The organism is Streptomyces sp. YIM S03343 (assembly GCF_054729195.1).
Window position 1 is genome coordinate 628,744 of the sequence record NZ_JBPUKX010000001.1, and the last position, 19,482, is coordinate 648,225.

A 19,482-nucleotide genomic window follows, 5' to 3' on the forward strand; every position below is an offset into this window, starting at 1 on the left:
AAGTCGTCGACCGGCGGCGGGTCAGCGGTGCCGGACGCGGGTGCGGGCCGCAGCGGGTCGGCCTGGCTGTCCAGGGGCGCCGCGGACGGACTCAGCAGTCCGGTGATGCGCGCGCCGAGCGACTGGACCGTGGGGTGGTTCCACAGCAGGGTCGCGGGCAGGGTGAGGCCGAACTCCCGCTCCAGTCGCCGCCGGATGGAGAGGGCCATGATGGACTCCATGCCGAGGTCGGCCAGCGGTCGCTGCCGGTCCAGCGCCGAGGCGGCCAGGCCGAGTTCGGCTGCCGCCACCGCGGTCACCGTCTCCAGGACACGCTGCCGGAGCTCGTCGTCTAGCAGCCCCCGGTACGACGAGCCGGGCGCGTCCGTCGTCCCGTCGGTGTCCGGTGTCCCCTCGGCGAAGAGTCGTTCCAGCAGGGGCAGTCGGCGCTGAGGACGCCGGGTCCGGTCCAGGGGGAGCACCACGAGGTGGGCGGGTTCGCACCGGCGGGCGTACCGCCAGGCGGCCATGCCCTCGCGTTCCGTCAGGTCCCGGACCCCGACCGCCTCGAACTCCACCTCCAGGGAACCGGCCGTGGCGGCGAGGCCGGTGCCGCGCCAGGCGGGCCAGGCCAGGCTCATCGACCGGGCGCAGCCCGCATCGCGCCGGTGCTCGGCCAGCGCGTCGAGGAACGCGTTGGCCGTGGCGTATCCGCCCTGCCCGGCGAGCCCCAACTGGGCGGCGACCGCGGAGAACAGCACGAAGAAGTCGACGGTTCCCGGCGGGTGGAGCCGGTGCAGCGTCATGGCTCCCGCGGCCTTGGACCGCAGTTCGGCACGGAGGGAGGAGCGGGTCAGGTCCCGCAGCATGCCGCCGTGGATGACACCGGCCGCGTGCACCACTCCGCTGACCGGTGGCAGCCCCATCGCGTCGGTGTCGAGCAGGCTCCGGGCCTGCTCCTCGTCGGCGATGTCCAAGGCCACCGTGCGCACGGTGGCACCGGCCTGTTCGAGGCGGCGTATACGGCTGATCCGGTGACGTGTCTCCGGGTCCGTGACGTCCGGCCAGGCCGACCGCGGCGGCACAGGCCGCCGCCCGACCAGCACGAGCCGCCGCGCTCCCAGCACGACCAGTTCCTCGGCGAAGCGCAGGCCCAGGGCCCCCAGTCCGCCGGTGATCAGGTAGGTGCCGTCGGATCCGCAGCGCAGGCCCGGTGAAGGTGTCGGTGCGACGGGAGCGAGCCGGGGTCGCAGCACGCCGTCGGCCGACACCCTGAGCACATCCTCTCGGGGGCCGGAGCGGGCGAGGAGCCGCAGGAGGTCCCGGCAGGCCCGGTCGTGCGGCGTACGCGGGTCGCGGTGGAGGAGACCGCCCCACAGGTCGGGATGTTCACCGGCGGCGACCCTGCTCAGCCCGCGCAGCGCGAGGTGCTCGATCGGCTCGGCGCCGCTGCCGTCCCAGTCGCCGACGGCGCACCACAGCCTGGGCGAGGTTCCCTCCGGCCATTGCGAGAGCCGCCGCAGTGCCGAGACCGTCTCCCAGACGGCGTGCTCGGTACGGTCCACGCTCCGTGCCCCGCGTCCGGAAGTGCCGCCCGAGGGCACCAGCACGGCGTCGTCCGTCGCCGTGAGGGCTTTGCGGACGTCGGGGTCGGCGAGCCGGTCAGGACTGCCGACCCGCAGGACCCGGGCACCCGCGGCGCGCAGCCCCTCTTCCACCTGATCCGCCGGTCCGCCCGCCGGGCCGACGACCGCGACCGCGCCGCGGGGTTCCGGCGGCACGCCGCCGAGTTCCGGCAGCGGTTCCCACTGCACCGAGAGCACGCTCTCGGCGGGGTGAGTACGGAGTTCGCCGTCGTCGGGCGCCGGTACTAGGACCGTTCCGCCCATGCACAGCCGCTCTCCCGCCGGGCCGTCCACGGTGGCATCGACCCGGGACAGGGCATCGCGCTGCGCGAGGCCACCCCCGGTCGGATCGCCGTCCAGCGGGGTACGGCGGAGGCGGATCCTGGCACGGCGTGGCGGAGTTCCGAGGATGCTGAGCTCGTCCACGCTGTCCACGAGCGTGCCTGACGGGCCGTCGGGCATGCCTTCGGACAGGCCGTTGGGCATGCCGTTGGGCAGGAGACGGGCCGCCAGGCACACCACCGCGTCGATCCATGCGGCCCATGTGCTGCCGGGGCCGGTCTCCGGATCGTCCTGGGTGATCTCGGCGTCGGCGGTCAGTTGCGCATCGGTCAGCCGCTGGGCGGAAACGTGCCAGGAGAAGCTCTGTTCAGGGTGTTCAGGGTGTTCAGGGTGTCCGGAGTCTCCGGGGCCAGGGGCCGGCCGCCCGTCCACGGCACGAACGGGATTCTCCTCGTGGAGGACGTCGTCGAGGACATCCTCGACGGCGTCTGCGAGGGCCCGATGAGCAGTCGGGCCGCCCAGCCGTCCGGTGGCGTGCGTCAGATCGGGTTCGTCCGCGTCCGGAGGCATGGAGGTGATGCTCAGCCTGCCGTCCGCCGACAGGACCTGGATCTCGCGGTCCGCCGCCACGGGCAGGGCGTCCCGGAGTTCGACCTCGCGCACGGTGACCGCGTCTCCTGCGGTCACCCCCGCGGCAGCCGCCGCGGCCAGGGTCGCAAGCAGGACGGCGGAGCCGGCGACGGGACCCTCGCCGCTCCGGACCGGACGTCCGGGCACCGACTCGGGGTCGAGCAGTGTGCGCCAGACCCGGCCCGCGAGATGGCCGCCGAGCGGCACCGGCGAGCCGAGCAGCGTCCCGGTGCCGGGAGCATGGCCTGCAGCGCTCCGCGTGACAGGCGGGGCGTCCCTCCAGTGGTGCCGGTGATCCCATGCCGTGGTGGGTACGTCCGTCCACGGTCCGGAGCCGCGTCCCGCGCCGAAGTCGACCGGCACGCCATGGCAGTGGAGTGCCGCGGCCGCCTTGAGGAAGGCCCTGCGCTCGGGTGCCGCGCGTCGCAGCGTCCCCACCACGCACGCGTCCTCGATGCCCTCGCCGGACAGGGTCTCCCTGACCGAGTGCACGATGACGGGGTGCGGGGACAGTTCGACGAAGACCCGGTGGCCGTCCTCTGCCGCCGCGCGCACGGCCGCGTCCAGGCGCACCTCATGGCGCAGGTTCCCGACCCAGTAGGAGGCGTCGAGGACATGAGCGCCGCGCGGCTCGTCGCGCGAGGTGGAGTACATCGGGAGCTGTGGCGGCCGGTGCTCGATGTCCTGGACGGCGCTGGCGAGATCGGCCAGCAGAGGATCCATGTGCGAGCTGTGGAAGGCGACGTCGGAAGCCACTCGCCGGACCAGGAGGCCTTCGCGGGTCCACAGGTCCACGGCCTTCTCGATGTCGGCTGGCATGCCGGCGACGACGGTCGACTCGGGAGAGGCGCAGATGGCGACGGCGAGCTCCAGGTCCCGCTCCCGTTCCAGACGTCGGCGCACCTCGTCGGCGGGCAGGGTGATGAGCGCCATGGCTCCCTTGCCGGCGACCCGTCGTAGCAGCGTGGAGCGGCGGCACACCAGACGCGCGCCGTCGAGGCGGCTGAGCCCGCCGCCGGCCACGGCCGCCGCTATCTCTCCGACGGAGTGACCGATGACGGCCGCGGGCCGCACACCATGGGCCGCCCACATCTCGGCGAGGGCCGTCTGCACGGCGTAGATCACGGGCTGGATCTCATCGGCTCCCGCCCTGTCCACGCTGCCGACGGTGAGGAATTCGAGCAGTGAAGAGCCTGTCTCCTCAAGGAAGACCGGTTCCAGTTCCTCGATGACGCCGGCGAAGGTCCGCTCGGCCGCCAGGAGTTCACGTCCCATGCCGGTCCACTGCGAGCCGTGCCCCGAGAAGAGCCACACGGGGCCGGTCGCGGCGCCCGGGAGCACATGTCCCTCGACCAGGTCCACGGCGGCTTCCCCGGCTGTCGCCGCGTCCAGGGACAGGAGGATGTCGTCCTCGCTCTCCGCCACGGCGGCGGCGCGGTGTGTGGAGTGGGATCGGCGCGCTGTCAGCGTGTGCGCTACGGCGCCCAGGTCCGCCCGGCCGTCCTGGCGACGCAGCCAGTCGGCGAGCCGCTTGGCGGCCAGGTCGCGTCCCGCTCGGGAGGACCCGGACCAGGCGAACACCAGCGGGCCGTCTCGGCGTTCGCCGGAACTGCCGGCGGTGACGTGCCGGTCTGCCGACCCGGCGCTGACGTGCCGGTTTTCCGCCTCGGCGGCGACGTGCCGGCCTGTCGCCACAGCAGTAATGTCCCGACCTTCCGCCGACTCGGGCGCTTCCTCCACCACGAGATGGGCGTTCGTGCCGCCGAACCCGTACGACGACACCCCGGCCCGGCGGGGCCCCTCGCGCCGGGGCCAGGGAGCGGCAGCTCCGGTGACGATCCGAAGTGCGGGCCCTGCCGCGACGACGGCCTGGTTGGGCCTGGTGTGGTGCAGGCTGGGCGGGATGAGGCCGTGACGTAGTGCCAGCAGCACCTTGATGAGGCCGGCGACGCCCGCGGCCGACTCCGCGTGCCCGATGTTCGTCTTCACCGACCCCACCAGGCAGGGGTCACCTTCCGCTCGCGAAGGGCCCACGGCGGCGGCGATCCCCATGGCCTCGGCGGCGTCCCCGGCCGGTGTGCCCGTGCCGTGTGCCTCGATGTAGTCGAGGGCTGCCGGTTCGGTTCCGGCCGCGGCGCAGGCCAGGCGGATGGTGCGTGTCTGTGCCTCGTTGTCCGGGGCCATGATCCCCGCGCCGTGTCCGTTCTGCGTGACGGCGCTGCCGCGGAGGATCCCCAGCACACGGTCCTCGTCGGCGAGCGCGTCGGAGAGCTTCTTCAGAACGACGACCCCGCACCCTTCGGCGCGGACGTAACCGTCGGCATCGGCGTCGAACGCCCGGCACCGGCCGCTGCGGGACAGCGCCCCCGCACGTTCGAAATTGACCGTCAGACCGGGTGCGAGCAGGAGGTTGACGCCTGCCGCGAGGGCAAAGTCCGTCTCGCCGAGGCGCAGGCTCTGGCATGCCTGATGCACGGCCACGAGCGAGGAGGAACACGCGGTGTCCACGGTGACGGACGGGCCGTGCAGGCCCAAGTGGTACGACAGTCGGGCCGCGGCGCTGCCGAGGTCGGCCCCCACACCGGTCCAGGCCTCGATGCCGGGTACGTCTTCGAGGAGTCGGCGGCCGTAGTCGCCGGACCAGGCCCCGACGAAGACACCGGTGCCGCTGCCGGCCAGACTGCCCGGAGCCGCCCCCGCGCGCTCGAGCGCCTCCCACGCCACTTCCAGCAGCAGCCGCTGCTGGGGGTCCATGGCCCGGGCCTCTCTGGGACTGATCCCGAAGAAGTCGGCGTCGAACCCCGCGACGTCGGTGAGGAAGCCTCCCCACCGGGTGGTGTGCCGGAGAACGGCATCGGTCCGCGGGTCGCGCCCCCGGTAGTCCGCCCAGCGTTCATCGGGAATCTTGGTGACGGCATCACCGCCCTTGCGCAGAAGATCCCAGAGATCCTCCGGAGAGGACACTCCGCCGGGTAACCGGCAGGCCATGCCGATCACCGCGATCGGCTGGGCTTTCCGAACAATCTCAGTCTCAGATTCAGGCACGCGATAAACGCCTTTCCACGACTCCCCCGACGCCGCCGAGGCGCCACACGATTGCCACAGGAGACAGCGGACAGCTTCAAGGAAATTGAAGACGAACTAGTCCGCAGCGCGCGCATGAGCCAAAGGCCGAAGCTGCACAGGAAGCCGCAGCCGGCAGAGAACGCGCGATTCGAGAACGGAAAGAGTAGTTTGCCCGTGAGATTTCACAAGGCAACCGGGGGCGCCGCACCGGCGGCCGGTCAACCCCGGGTCAGATGGTCTCCGACGAAAGCAGAGAGCTTCGAGCGCATGAGAAGTGAAGGTGACGGAGACACATGATTCCCCCCATTGAATCTGTATCGCCCTGCGCGAGAAACGGCCCGGGGACGCACCCCTCGCCGGCGTTGTGTCGACCAAAAAGTGCTGCCTGTCACTTGCGGGTCAGAGCCTACTGAGAGCCTCTGCCGCTTGCGCCACCTTACGCCTGTCGCCGGAGGGCTTCAACTGTCAATACTGTAAGGTAATAACTACTCAAAGCAACACAACCCCGGGCCCGTAGAACACGATTACGCACCTTTCGCCCGGTTCGCCCCGACAGTAACTCCACACGTGTACAACGACCGAATCCACGCTTGCGTGTGCGCCTCCGTACGCCCTCCACACCACGGGAACGCGACCAGGGGCACGAACGGCAGCACCCGGCGGAGCCCACCGAACACCGTGAGCCCCGGCCGAAACCCGTCGCCGCCGCCGGCACACAGATCGGAAGACAAAAGTCCATTTCGGCAACCGATGCCGACCGGTCGTCCGAATAGGCATGCGAAAGAAAAACTCCATCGGCACGGCTGCCGAATGCCGGTATCTCTCGTCACCTTTTTGTTCCACCACACAAGATCAAGCGGCAGAACTCAGGAGCATCCGGCAGACCCAGTGGCACCGGCAGAACGAAATGGAATTCCACATCACTGCAAACTCAAAACGGACGAGAGGGTGCCGTTTGCCGCGACAGGCACCGGGGCGTTGTCAGTGGCGGGTGGCAGCATCGGGCGTATGACGGAGATCACGGCATTCGACTGGCGGTCCTTCCTGCTCAGGTGGAGCGAGGAGTGGGCGGATTCCCTGCCGGACGGTGAGGCGCGGGGCGAGGACGACGAGGCCGCTCGGCATGCGCGGTGGCTGGGGTTCCCGGCCGCGTCCGAGGAGCGGATGGCAGCCATGGAGGAGCGCCTCGGCCGACGGATGCCCCCGTCGTACCGGGAGTTCCTCAAGGTCAGCGACGGGTGGCGGCATGCGGGCGGGTTCGTGTGGCTGCTGGCGGGGACCGAGGGAGCGCGCTGGCACAACGACGAGTCAGGACTCGCCGAGATGTTCGAGGAGTACCTGGACGAGGACGCCGGGCCCGAGGAGCTGCGGGAGGCGGACATCTGGCGGCGCGGGCTGCAACTCGACGTGGAGTCAGACGTCACCCATGTCCTCCTGGATCCCGAGGACGTGGACGAGGACGGTGAGTGGGCCGTGTACACGTGGGCGAGCTGGCATGCTGCGCCACCCGAGCGGCACGCAAATTTCCTCGAGTTCATGCGGGAGATGTACCGGGAGTTCCACCAGCTGCGGGCGCACCGGGGGGACGGGGAGCCGGTGTTCGTCAACGACACGACGCGAACGCTGGACGCCCAGGTGGAGGAGGCCCGGCTGGAGGCGCTGCGCGGCGGCTGGGAGCGGGCCGGAACGGTCCTGGACGAGGCCAAGGAGTACGGCAGGCCGCGGGCCGCCGGGCTGGGTGACCAGATACGCCGCCTGCTCGGACAGACCTCCAGGGTGTCCTTCGAGGACTTGGTGACGGACCCGCGGTACGCGCCCGATCTGCTGCCGCCGCTGCTCGCGGAGTACGCGGCGCACTCGTGCGGGGACGACTCCACGCTGACGTTCCTTCTGCCGGGCGCCGACGACGACCTGATGTCACTGGCCTTCGCCACGCTGGATCAGGTGAGGAGCGGCACATACCGCTATTCGGCGGCCGGACCGTTCGGGGAGGCGGTCGAGCGGGCGCGGGAGCTGGCGCGGTGGGGAGACACCGACGTGGCCTGGCGGACGCTGAGGAATGCCGTACCCCTGTGGGAGCCGCTGGGACCGGACCACCTGGCGCCGCTGGGGTGGGTGGCCGACCCCCTGCTCGGGCCGCTGCTGATTCCGGAGCGGGGCCGCGAGCTGCTGTCCGTGCCACGGGGCGGGCAGGCGGGTGAGGCGCCGGGGCCGACAGCCGGGCTCGACCCGGGCGGCCTGGCATGGCTCGCCGAGCCGGATCCGGGCGACAACCGCACGTCCTACCGGTTCGTCCTGGTGGAGGGGGTGGAGCCGGAGGAACTGCCCGGACGTCTCGCGGACAAGGACGGCTCCGTACTGAACGAACCCATGACCTTGGAGGAGGCGCGCTGGGCGCTGCACGACCAGAGGGTCTTCTCGTCCTACGACGACAGGGCTCTCATGGCGGTCGGGCGGGCCGGCACCGGCTGGAGCTTCGCCTTCGACGGCGATCCCGGCCCGTTCGACCGGCGGCGGTTCGTCTCCCCCGCCACGGCCGGCAGCGCGGGCACCCGCGCGGTGGTGGTGTGGAGCGGCCTGAGGACGTGGCACGGGGAGCCGTTCTTCCACCTCTCGGTGGCGCGAGACGGTGCCGAGCAGTACGCGTTCACCTACGCGGGCGGAGAGGTACGGCAGAGCGGGGAGAAACCGCGGGTGCTGGACCCGAGCCGGTTCTTCGGCGGCCCGGAGGACGGCGCCGAGGCGGAACGGCCGCTGCTTGAAGCGGTGGCACGGGAGTTCGGTGCCCAACTCCCGCGGCACGCCATCGTGAACGGGCGGCTGCACACGTTCACCAGCTGCTCCTGGACGCGCCCGCCCGGGGACGGAGAGACGTACGCGGTGATCCGCATACACCAATGAACCCACGCCCGGCAGACGGCGGTCCCGGGAGCGTGCAGAGAGTGGCAGACGCCGGTCAGGCGCCCGCGTCAGCACACCGTAGGGCCACTTCTTCTGCACAACGGGGAGCGAGGGCGGCCACGGCGATCGTGCCACCCAGGATTCCCCGTCTGCTTGTCTGCCTCACTTGTTGGTTCCGGTTCCCTCTGCCTCGGTACAGCGCTGTGCTTCTTCTTCGACGGACTGCTGGAGCTTGGCGGCGGTTTCCGGGACATCAGGGTCCACAGAGGCGGTCAGTCCCTCGAAGACGTACTGTCCTGCCGTGACAGCTTCCTGGGCCGCTGCCTCCCATCCGACCTGATGCGCGAGGCGGGTGTCGTGCCGGGAAGAGAAAGCCTGTGACGCGGCGCTCCACTGCCACCCCTGAAGATCTTCCGCAGGAGCTCAAGAATGTCTGCCTTGCACGTGACGTGAGGGGGGCCAGCCAGTTCGATGGGACCTAATACTTCACCGCCGGTGGTCCCGGGACGTGAGTCGGTCGGCCGTGGGAGGCGGGACCTCCGGGCCCTACTGCCCGCCGTGCCACCGTCCCTGACGCTGCTTCAGCGCCACTTCGCCGTCTCTTTCACCCTCTTCTTCACCGTCTTCTTCGCCGTCACTTCAGCGTCATGCCAGGGCGTTCACCGTCGCCGTGAAGAGGGCCGGCAGGCGTTCGGCGGTGGATGTGATGCGGCGGGCCAGCGCGGGTTGGCGGCGGGCTCTGAGCAGAAGGTCCGTCAGCAGGCGGTGGCGGCGGGTCGCGCGGCGCCAGTCGGTCTCGTAGTGCTCCGGTGTGCCGCGGCACAGGTTCGCGACCAGGGCCTCGGCTCCGGTGAGGGCGAGGGAGACTCCTTCGCCGGTGAGCGCGTCGACGTATCCGGCGGCGTCGCCGACGAGCAGGACTCGCCCGTGGACGCGGGTGCGGGCCCGCTGGCGCAGGGGTCCGGCGCCGCGTACGGGAGTGACGGCAGCCCGGGGAGGCAGCCGGGCCGTCAGGTCGGGGAAGTCCTGCAGCTGTACGTCGAAGGGAGCGCGGCGTGCCGTCAGCAGGGCGACGCCCACGAGTTCCGGGCCGAGCGGGGTGACGTAGGCCTCCGCGTGCGGCCCCCAGTGCACCTCGACGCAGGACGACCACGGCGGCACCGCGTAGTGGCGGCGCAGCCCGTACCGGGGCGCGCTCGCCGGGGAGTCGAGGCCGAGGCCGAGGCGGCGGCGGAGCGGGGAGTGCAGGCCGTCCGCGGCGGCCAGCCACCGGGCCCGCAGCCCCGTACCGGGGACGGTCACGCCGGTCGCGTCCTGCCGTACATCGCCGATCGCGAGCGGCAGGACGGGCACCCCGGCGTCCAGCACGGCCCGGTGCAGGGCGGCGTGCAGGTCGGTGCGGCGTGCACCGCGGCCGGGGCCGTGCCGGAACGCGGCCTCGGCGCGACATCTGTCCTGGACGTAGCGGATGCCGGTGAGGGGGTGGCCGGGGATCTCCAGGCCGAGGGCGGCGAGGGCGCGGACGGCGCCGGGCATCAGGCCCTCGCCGCAGGCTTTGTCGACCGGCGCCGGGCGCGGCTCGGCGACGACGGCGTCCAGCCCGGCGCGCGCGGCGTGCAACGCGGTGGCGAGGCCGGCGGGGCCGCCTCCGGCGATCAGGAGGTCGTGGGGACGGCTCACGCGGGCAACGCCGAGGTGAGGGCGGTGTTCTCGCAGCGGACGCGGACCGTGAGGAGCGCGGCGTTGGCGGCGGTGAACACCGCGGCGGTGAGCCAGGCGGAGTGCACCAGGGGGAGGGCGGCGATCTCCCCGACGACCGCGACGTAGTTGGGGTGGCGCAGAAAGCGGTAGGGCCCGGCAGCCACCAGCCGGGCGCCGGGGACGACGATGACGCGGGTGTTCCAGTAGGGCCCGAGACTGGTGACGCACCACCAGCGCAGGGCCTGCGCCAGCAGCACGAACACCAGCGCGGGCCATCCGACGGCGGGCAGGAACGGACGTCCGGCGAGGACGGGTTCGAGGAGACAGCACACGAGCAGTCCGGTGTGCAGGGCGACCATCACCGGGTAGTGGCCGCGGCCGTGCTCCACACCGGCGCGGGCGCGGGTCCAGGCGGCGTTGCGGCGGGCGACGGCGAGTTCTGCGAGTCGTTCGGCGGCGACCGCTGTGAGGAGCAGCGTGTACCAGGTCATGACGGCCGCTCACCACCGCAGCAGGACGAGTTCGGAGCAGAATCCCGGGCCCATCGCGAGGAGCAGACCCCAGGTGCCGGGCTCGGGCCGGTGTGACTCCGTGATGTCCTGGAGGATGTGCAGGACGGAGACGGAGGACATGTTTCCCGCCGCGGCGAGGGAACGACGGGAGGGGGCCAGGGCGTCGCCGGGCAGGCCGAGGGTGTCGGCGATCGCTTCGAGGACCTTGGGGCCTCCGGGATGGCACACCCAGCTCCCGATGTCCTCCGGGGCGAGGCCGTGTTCGGCGAGGAAGGCGCGCAGGTGGTGGCCGAAGTGGTCGCGTACGACGCCGGGGACGCCCGCGTCCATGACGACGCGGAAGCCGCCCGCGCCGATGTCCCAGCCGAGGAGTTGTCCGCTGTCCGGGTACAGACGGCTGTGGGTGGCGACCACCGAAGGACCGGCCGCGACCACCGAAGGACCGGCGGGCACAGCCTCGGAGACCGTGGACCCCGCCGCGCCGCTGTCGGCGCCGCGCGCCACCAGCGCGCCCGCACCGTCGCCGAACAGGGCACCGGCGACGAGGTTGGCGCGGGAGCCGTCGCCCCGCTGGACCGTCAGCGAGCACAGCTCGACGGTGAGCAGGACGGCAGTGTCGCGGGGGTGCCCGAGCAGATAGTCGTGCACCCGGGCGAGACCGGCGGCGCCCGCCACACAGCCGAGGCCGAACACCGGGAGCCGTTTGACGTCCGGCCGCAGTCCCACGCGCCCGGCGAGCCGGGCGTCGAGCGAGGGGGTGGCGATCCCGGTGATGGAGGCGCACACCAGCAGGTCGACGTCGTCCGGCGCGAGCCCGGCACGATCCAGGGCGCCGGTGAGTGCCTCCTCGGCCAGGTCGAGGCCGATCCCGATCCAGGTGTCGTTGCGCTGCCCGAAGTCACCGAGACCGGCGTACCGCTCGATCGGCAGGGCGAGATGGCGGGTGCGTACCCCGGCGGACGCGTGCAGACGGCGGAGCAGGGCGCGGTCGGCTCCGGCTGGCAGGCACAGGTCGCCGATCGGTTCGGTGAGGTCCCGCTGGGGGTACCGGTGAGGCGGCAGGGCGGTGTGCACGGCGGCGATCGTGGTCGCCGCGCCGGGCCCGCCCGGACGGAGGCGCGGCTCGGCGCCCCCGTCATCGGCTGGCACAGACGGGGTGAGGGGTGTGTCAGGGGGCGTGAGGGGGAGCACGCCGGAGGGCGCGGCGGCGGCGGCGACGGTCGCGGGAACACGCATGTCGCTCATGTCTTCCTCACCGGCACCCCGCGATTACCGTGCGTACGTGCATCTCCACCCGTCCGGGGTTCTACGGCGCAGCGCGCGCGGTGCGCCGGCGCTGCTCCTGTCGTGCCATCCGGAGCCCGCCTTCGCCGTGACGGTGTTCGTCACCGCGCTCGCCGTGGCGGCGGGCCGCGGCGCGGCGGGGTCGGCGGCCGTGGCCGCGGCGGTGCTGGCCGGTCAGCTCTCGGTGGGCTGGTGCAACGACGCGGCCGACGCGGGGCGCGACGTGCTGTCCGGGCGGGACGACAAACCGGTGGCCCGCGGGGATCTCCCGCCCCGGGCGGCGGCCGTCGCGGCGGGAACCGCCCTGGGGCTGTGCGTACCGTTGTCGCTGCTGAGCGGCGCCGCCGCGGGAGCCGCCCATCTCACCGGGGTGGCCGCCGGCTGGGCGTACAACCTGCGGCTGAAGCACACACCCCTCTCCCCGCTGCCGTACGCCGTGGGCTTCGCCTCCCTGCCGTTCTTCGTCACCCTCGGCCTGCCGGTCCCGTCCTGGCCCGCCTGGTGGGCGGTCGCGGCGGCGGCTCTGCTGGGGGTGGGCGCCCATCTGGTGAACGTCCTGCCGGACATCGCGGACGACCTCGCGACCGGGGTGCGCGGGCTGCCCCAGCGGCTGGGCCGTACCGTCTGCCGGTGGCTGGCCCCGTGCGTGATGCTGACGGCCGTGGGCGTCGTGGTCGCAGGGCCGCCGGGCGGGGCGGGGGTCCCGGGCCGCGTGCTGGCGGCGACGGCGGGGACGGTCGCCATAGGCGGCACGGCGGTGGCGTGGGGGACGCGAAGCCGGTGGCCGTTCCGCGCGGCGATCGTGGTGGCCGCGCTGGCGGTGGGTCAGCTGCTGCTGCGCGGCGCGGACCTGGCCCGGCCCCGGGGGTGAGTTCCCGAACTCCCTCTGAGCCCTTTCACGGCCACGCTCAGCCAGGCGCCTGCCGTGCCGACCGGTACGGCACGAGTACGCCGAGGCGTTGCAGTTCGACGATGTGCTCCGCCGTGCGGCGCGGTGCTTCGCCGCCGGTCACCAGCACGCCCGCCTCGATGTTGCGCCGGGCGGCGGACTCCGTCAGGTTGGCGCTGCCGAGCAGGAGGGTGCGGCGGTCCGCGACCGCCAGCTTGGCGTGCTGGCGTGAGCGGTGCTGCCGGGCCGTGTCCCGTGCCCAGACCCACAGCAGCAGTCCGGGCACGGACGTGAACGCGTCGGCCGGTTCGCTCCCCGAGAGCAGGCCGCCCGCGCCGGCCAGGGTCTCGACCACGACGTGTATCCGTACGCCCCTGCCCGCGGCCTGAGTCAGCGCCCTCGTCAGGGCGGGATACGGACGGGCCGCGTAGGTCATGGCCAGCAGTTCGTGCCGGGCCTCGTCGATGACCTCGATCAGCACCTGAGCGGTGGCGCGCACCGGTACGGCGGGCGTCGAAGGACCGCTCCACACGGTGCGGACCCGGACCGTGTCCCGGACCGTCCGCCGGGCGGCGGCGTAGCCCCGCACATAGGCGGCGGCCTCGGGAGGAGGCACCGACTCCGACTCCATGGCGTCGCAGAGCGCCGCCACGGCCTCGCTGACGCCCGGTGTCGCCAGCTCGGTGAGTATCCGTTCCCTGGTGCGTCCCTGGGCGAGCAGACCGGCGAGGTCCTTGCTGCGCGGGAGGCCGAGGACCGCGACGGCGGTTTCGACGGCGGCCTCGAACGCGGGTCGGCTCACGGCAGCAGACCGACCGGGGTCAGCACCGGATCGGGGTCACCGGTCAGCGGGACGAGGAACCGGCGGTCCAGGTACCGGTTGCCGCGCTCGCACGTGGTCTCCGACACGAACAGGCAGACATGGCAGGCGGCTCCGTGGAGGAAGTCGGCCGGGTCCTGGGGCAGGCGCTCGGCGCAGAGCGGGTCGGCCGAGCAGTGGCGGGCGTCGGTCAGGGCCCGGCGCACGATGCGGTCGATCTCCCGTTCTTCGGCCAGGGACACCAGGCCGCCCAGGGTTCCCTCGGAGTCCGGGACGGCGGTGTAGATGAGGATGCCCGTCCTCGGGTTCTGTTCGTCCCCCGCGTAGATCCGTTCGGCGAGCGAGGCGGAGTTGTAGCCGCATTCCAGGGCGATGGTCCGGATCAGCAGATGGGAGAGGGTGTGCAGGGCGATGTAGCGCGCTCCGGGCCAGCCGTGGTAGGGGTCGAAGTCGCTGGTCTTGCGGTCCGACCTCCGGTTGGCGCGGAACCGCGCGTACGCCTGCCGGTGCGCCTCCATCTGCGGCGACTTCTCCATACGGGCGGCCCATTCGGCCATGAGGCCGTCCTGTACGCGCAGGAAGATGCCCTCGCCGCGCACCTCGCTGGCCGGTACCCAGGTGCGGACCCCGCGGGACAGCTCGACCCGGGTGGCGATCTCCGGTGATTCGGGGTCGGGCGCGTCGAGCCGGGTGAAGCCGATCAGTGCCCGTGCCTCACGCAGCCGCTCGACCTGCCGGATGTCGGCGAAGAACTCGCTCAGGCGGGCGGGCACCGGCATCTGGCGGAGGGCGAAGTCGTCGCTGGGGGTGGGAACGGAGCCGGAGAGCGCGTCCCATTCGGGTCCGAAGAGGTCGGCCTGGACGTCGGGGGCGGACGGGGCGGGACCGGCGATCCCTTGCTTGCGGGCCGTGATCGCCGCGACCACCGCGTCGGCGTCGAACTCCTTGAGGAAGGCGAACTTGGGCATGCGCGCCATGAAGTCGAACTGCCCTCGGTCTTCGATGAGTTCGAGGTCGGGCCAGTGGTCGTCCAGGAGCTTGCCGATGTCTCCCCCTTGCGCCTTGGGAAGTGCCAGGGCGCTGAGGGTGAGCGGGAACCACTGGTTGGACGCGCCCGCCACCATCAGAACGGGCTCCTGGTCGCAGCCGTTGGTCTCGTAGGTGCCGAGGTGCGGATGCCGTCCGCGGCACCGGGGCAGGTGGCGTCGGCCGCGTTCGCCCATGGCTTCCCGGATGTTGCGTTTCACTCCGCAGGCCACGCACTCGATGGTGACGTTGGCGGCCTGGTTGCCGCCGTGGTCCTTCATGCGGAGCTTCGGGCGTGGCGTCGTGCCGCATGCCTGCCCCCGGTGCACGTACGGGGTGTACGGGAACTCGTCGAGGTGTCCGGCGGTGCAGACGAGGGTGAAACGGGCCGCCACGGCGAGCGGCTTGCCCCGCTTGCAGTCGTGGACGAACTTCGCCTCGTGGGGCGTGCGCGGGTTGGGGTTGACGAAGGCGAACTCGCCCGAGTCGATGGCGGCCAGCACATTGCAGGCGGTGCAGCGCAGCCACTGCGGGAACGGCGTGACGGGTACTCCGACTCCCTGCGCCGCCCAGCCCTTCGGGTCGGTGTCGGCGCCTTCCAGCCAGGGGGCGGCACGCAACTGCTCGATCTGGCCGCGTCCGTAGCGCTGGAGAGACCGGTTGACGGCGGCGCGCAGCCTGGGCTCGTCGATGTCGTAGTCGGTGACACCGGTGTGGCTCCAGGAGTCGGTTCCCCGGATCAGGACGGAGAAGTTGGGCAGGTCCACGAGGGCGCCGACCCCGGCGGTGAACATGAGGTGGCTGGGCCGTACGGCACCGACCCTGCGCCTGCTGTCGTGGGTGCTCATCGCTGTGCCTTCCTGACCGTGCCCTCGGCCGTGACGGGCCCGTACTCGTCGCTGTCCACGGTGCTCGCCGTGTCCTGGTCGGTTTCGCCGCCGGTGCCGGGGGCGCCGAACGTCCAGTCGGGACCGTCGCCGGAGGGTTCCTCCAGGAAGGCACCGCCGCCGGGGAGGAGCAGGTTGATCTCGTTCTCCGTCTCGCGCATCGACATGCCGACGGTCAGTTCGGTCCAGCGGGATCCGTCCGCCCTCCGCAGCAGGCCGTTCACGACGGTCGTCTTGTTCTTCTCCTTGCGGTAGGCGAGGGTCGAGCTGCTCTCGTCCCGTTTGCGGCGCCATTCGTCCTTGAGGCGGTCGAGCCGTTCGCTCAGGTACTGGCGGGGCCGGTCGCCGCCCACCCGTTCGGCGCGTTCGAGAAGCCGCCGTTCGACCTCCTGGGCGAGCGGTCCGTCGAGGTCGACGTGGTGGGCGTCGAGGTTGCGAGAGGAGTCGTAGGCCGCGTGACGCAGCGCGGCGACATAGGTGGCGGCGACACCGCGGTCGAGGGCGCGTCGTGTGTAGGGGGTGACGGACAGGGCTTCCACCTGCCGGTAGAACGTCGCGTGGTAGTGCTCGAAGTCCTCGTAGTGGGCGAGGTCGCGGGGGCGTGACCAGTTGTAGAGGGTCACCACCAGGCCCGGTCGGGCGGCATCGCGACCGACCCGCGAGGAGGCCTGGATGTACTCGGCGGTGTTCTTGGGCTGGCCCACGACGAGCATCAGGCCGAAGCGGGAGACGTCGACGCCGACCTGCAGCATGGAGGTGGCGAGGACGACGTCGACGGCCTGTCGCGCGGTCGGTGTCATGGAGGCGCGGGGTTCGCGCTTCTCCTTCATGGCGGTGGCGTACTCGCGCAGGAAGGCCCGCCTGCGCACCGAGGTGTCCCGCTCGGGGTCGAACTCGGTCTCCAGCCGCTTCAGGGCCGCGCCGATGTCGGACGAGGAGATACGTGAGGTCAGTTCCTGGATGCTGAGCATCCCCGCTCTGCTGACGATCCGCTCCGACAGCGTGTCCAGGCCCTTGCGGCTGCCGTTGGACCGCACCCGGGTGGTGATGTCGTCGTCCATGTACCGCCGCATGCCGGCGAGTTCACGGGTGGCGTTGAAGTAGCCGACGAGGGTCATGTACGGGTCCGCCGGCCTGCCGTAGTCGTCGAAGAGCTGCTGCCCCGCGAGCAGCAGGATCTCCGCGACGCGGATCTCGGCGGCCTTGAGCCGGGTGCCGTGCGCGCAGACGCCGAGGTAGCGGCGGCCGGGGTTCTCCCTGCTCAGCTCCACCTGCCGGGAGAAGAAGGTGTCGCCGACGTCCAGCACCTGGGGAGGGAAGACAGCGACCTTGCGGGCGAAGACACCGCGGACCTGGTCGGCGGCCCGTTTGGTGGTCGCCGTGGACGCGACGATCTTGGGGCCGGTCTCGTGGCGTCGTCCGTGGTCGTCGGTGAAGCTCCATGTGCAGAGCTGGTCCACGGCCGCCTCGAAGAGGCCCACGGTGGTGCCCAGGGCTCCGGAGATCAGATGCAGCTCGTCCTGGATGATCAGGTCCGGGGGCCGCAGCCGGGTGACGGGCTGGGAGGTGACGCCGGGCAGGTCGCCCCTGGTGTGGTGGCGGCCGCCGCAGCCGGTCTTGGCGTCGAGGTCGTCGTGGCGGTAGCCGTGGCGGGGGCACAGCTCGGTGACCCGGCCGAACAGCAGGCCGGCGTAGCCGTTCCACGGGAGCTGGGCGAACTTGTCGACGGTGGCGATCAGCAGCGAGGGGGCCAGCCGGTAGATCTCCTCGTCGACGGTGAGCACGGGGATGCCCTCACCGAGCGCCTCGCGCCGGGAGAAGGGACAGCGGTCCTCCCCTTCGCCGCGCGGGCAGTACAGCAGGACCCGGCGGCGCCCTTCGTCGTACTCCATGTTCGAGCGGGCGGTCAGCCCGCTGCCGCACCAGGGGCAGGTGAGGACCTGAAGGACCCTGGCGTGTTTGTCGCTGGCGTTCTCCTTGGCCTCGGCGATCTGTTCCTTGGCCTCGTCGAACCAGTTCGGTGAGACGGAGGTGCCCACCCAGAGCCCGATCCGGAACGGGGTGGCTCCCCAGCGCCGGTCCCGCGCGAACTCCTCGCGGCGCAGGACTTCGCAGGCGGTCACCAGGGCAGCGGCGCGCTGGAACTGCTGGGCGGTCAGCAGCCGCAGGGTGTAGCGCATGAGAACGCCCACGCCCGCCTCACCGCTCCGGGCCTCCGCACCCGAGCCGAGGGTGCCCTGGAGGCGCCGCAGTGCGAAGGTGTAGGCGGCCAGGCCGAGATATGCCTCGGTCTTGCCGCCGCCGGTCGGGAAGAACAGCAGATCGACGAGGGCTTCACGGCCGGTACCCCGGTGCGGGTGTCCCGGCTCGGTGAGGGAGGCGATGTTCAGCAGCACGAAGGCGAGCTGGAACGGACGCCAACTGGCCGCCGCCTTGCCCTTGCCGTGTATCTCGTCGCAGGCCTCCCGGTAGGAGAGGGGATCGTTCTCGCGTCCCGCGCGGGCGGCTGCGACGGCCGTGTTGCGGCGCTGCAGGGCCATGGCCCGGTTGGCGAACCGGAAGGCCAGCAGGGCCGTCTCGTCGGCCACGAGCCGGTCGATGCCGAGGGTGATGCGGTCGCAGATCTCCAGCGCCTGGCCGATCGCGGTCTCGGCCGATGCGCGCAGGTCCTCGGGGAGCGAGGCGGCGCTGCGGCGCTGCTGTTCGAGCCATGTGCCGTATCCGTCGGCCAACGGGGCGAGAGCGGCGCTGAGTTCGTCCCGGCGGCCGGGCACGGCGAGTTCCGCCAGCTCGTCCATGCCCAGTTCCAGCCCGTTCAGCAGGTTCTGCTCCTCGGTGGTCGGCGCGGTGGTCGCCCGGACGTCGTACTCGGGAAGCCAGGCCGTGGTGAGGCGGTGCGCGTTGCGCTCCCCGTCGCGGACGTGCGCGCGAACGGCGGTGTTGCGGCCCCTGGCGTGGCTGAGGCTGTCCCGGTAGAGGAGCCGCAGCCGCCGTTCCTCGGTGTCCTCGGGCGCGTTGCCGTGGCCCGCCGGGTCGAGGGGATCGTCGACGGGCAGGAAGACGGCCGCCTGATCGTCGGGGAACGCGGTGACGTCGATCTCGGTCTGGAAGAGCCAGTGGGCGTCGCGGGCGTCCGGGCTGTCCGGCTGCCGGTTCACCAGGGTCAGCTCGACGATGCGCAGGTCCTCGGTGCCCGTGCGGCCGGTGTGCCGGCGTACCTGCACGACGAGGACGACGGTGTCGCCGTCGAGGGGCACGGTGTGGTCGGCGCCGTCCGTCACGTCGATGTCCACGGGGCGCTCGACGGGCTCACGTGACCAGACCCTGCGCGTCGTCCCCCGCTCGGTGGCCTGTTCCGACTGGGTGTAGCGCCCCCAGCGGACGATGGCGCTGAGCGTCCCGACGGAGGCCGGGACGGTGAAGGACAGTCCCATGGAGGACGCCCAGATGTGTCCGGCGGCCTGCGGGCTCAGCCGGTCCTGGAGGCCGCTGTCGTCGCCCTCCTGTTCGTCGCCCGACTCGCCGTCCGCGCCCTGGGCGGCCACGCGGGCGATCCGGTCCCCGGTGACGGCCGGGGGGCGCGGGCCGAGCATGCCGACGAGGTATCGGTCACGCGGACCGGAGGAGGCGGCCGGCAGCGTTTCCGTCTCGCCGTCCCAGGGGCCCAGCAGATCCCGGCGGATGTAGTGCACGAGTGCGTCCCGTACCGCGTAGGAGTCTCCGGCGCGGAACGTCTGGGGAACCTCGTCGAGCGGGTGCGGAACAGCGGCCTGGGCAGGCTGGGCCGGCATGCGGTGGGTCCTTCCGGACGGGGCCGTTGGAGCTTCGACAGGGTCGTCGGAGCTGGGACAGGGCCGTCGGAGCACGGGTGTGCGCCGAG

Annotated in this window: 8 protein-coding genes and 2 pseudogenes; 2 read left to right on the forward strand and 8 right to left on the reverse strand. The window is 72.1% G+C overall.

Going from position 1 to position 19,482, the window contains the following annotated elements:
* Window positions 1-44: 44 nt before the first annotated feature.
* Window positions 45-620: pseudogene (locus ACSYGN_RS02780) on the reverse strand (acyl carrier protein); the annotation flags it as partial.
* Window positions 606-5,504, reverse strand: a pseudogene (locus ACSYGN_RS02785) (type I polyketide synthase); the annotation flags it as partial. The pseudogenes ACSYGN_RS02785 and ACSYGN_RS02780, both read right to left, overlap by 15 nt.
* A gap of 1,086 nt (window positions 5,505-6,590) precedes the next feature.
* Here ACSYGN_RS02785 and ACSYGN_RS02790 point away from each other — a divergent pair.
* Complete coding sequence (locus ACSYGN_RS02790; protein ID WP_460391424.1) at window positions 6,591-8,483, forward strand: SMI1/KNR4 family protein; 1,893 nt, start codon at window positions 6,591-6,593, stop codon at window positions 8,481-8,483.
* Between the two features lie 645 nt (window positions 8,484-9,128).
* Here the strand turns inward: ACSYGN_RS02790 and ACSYGN_RS02795 are convergent.
* From ACSYGN_RS02795 to ACSYGN_RS02805, 3 genes are read right to left on the reverse strand one after another with little or no spacing between them, the layout of a single operon-like run.
* The gene (locus ACSYGN_RS02795; RefSeq protein ID WP_460391426.1) at window positions 9,129-10,163 is read right to left on the reverse strand and encodes an NAD(P)/FAD-dependent oxidoreductase; all 1,035 of its coding nucleotides are present in this window, start codon (window positions 10,161-10,163) and stop codon (window positions 9,129-9,131) included.
* The gene (locus tag ACSYGN_RS02800) at window positions 10,160-10,675 is read right to left on the reverse strand and encodes an isoprenylcysteine carboxyl methyltransferase family protein (protein WP_460391428.1); all 516 of its coding nucleotides are present in this window, start codon (window positions 10,673-10,675) and stop codon (window positions 10,160-10,162) included. The genes ACSYGN_RS02795 and ACSYGN_RS02800 overlap by 4 nt, the downstream gene beginning before the upstream one ends.
* 9 nt (window positions 10,676-10,684) lie before the next feature.
* Window positions 10,685-11,941 (reverse strand): type III polyketide synthase, encoded by a 1,257-nt coding sequence (locus ACSYGN_RS02805; protein WP_460391430.1) that lies wholly within the window; start codon window positions 11,939-11,941, stop codon window positions 10,685-10,687.
* Between the two features lie 37 nt (window positions 11,942-11,978).
* Between ACSYGN_RS02805 and ACSYGN_RS02810 the strand changes: the two genes are divergently transcribed.
* A complete protein-coding gene (locus ACSYGN_RS02810) occupies window positions 11,979-12,851 on the forward strand; it encodes a UbiA family prenyltransferase (RefSeq protein WP_460391432.1) in 873 nt (290 codons plus the stop codon).
* A 37-nt stretch (window positions 12,852-12,888) separates the two neighbouring features.
* On the opposite strand, the gene drmC is transcribed toward ACSYGN_RS02810, so the two are convergent.
* The 3 genes from drmC to drmA are packed head-to-tail and all read right to left on the reverse strand — an operon-like array spanning window position 12,889 to window position 19,393.
* Window positions 12,889-13,671: a DISARM system phospholipase D-like protein DrmC gene (drmC, locus tag ACSYGN_RS02815; protein WP_460391434.1), complete on the reverse strand. Its 783-nt coding sequence runs from the start codon at window positions 13,669-13,671 to the stop codon at window positions 12,889-12,891.
* Window positions 13,668-15,563: a DrmB family protein gene (gene drmB, locus ACSYGN_RS02820; protein WP_460391436.1), complete on the reverse strand. Its 1,896-nt coding sequence runs from the start codon at window positions 15,561-15,563 to the stop codon at window positions 13,668-13,670. Before drmB ends, drmC begins: the two co-directional genes overlap by 4 nt.
* Window positions 15,560-19,393 carry a DISARM system helicase DrmA gene (drmA, locus tag ACSYGN_RS02825; protein WP_460391438.1) on the reverse strand — a complete coding sequence of 1,278 codons (3,834 nt, stop codon included), beginning with the start codon at window positions 19,391-19,393 and terminating at the stop codon, window positions 15,560-15,562. The genes drmB and drmA overlap by 4 nt, the downstream gene beginning before the upstream one ends.
* Window positions 19,394-19,482 lie beyond the last annotated feature (89 nt).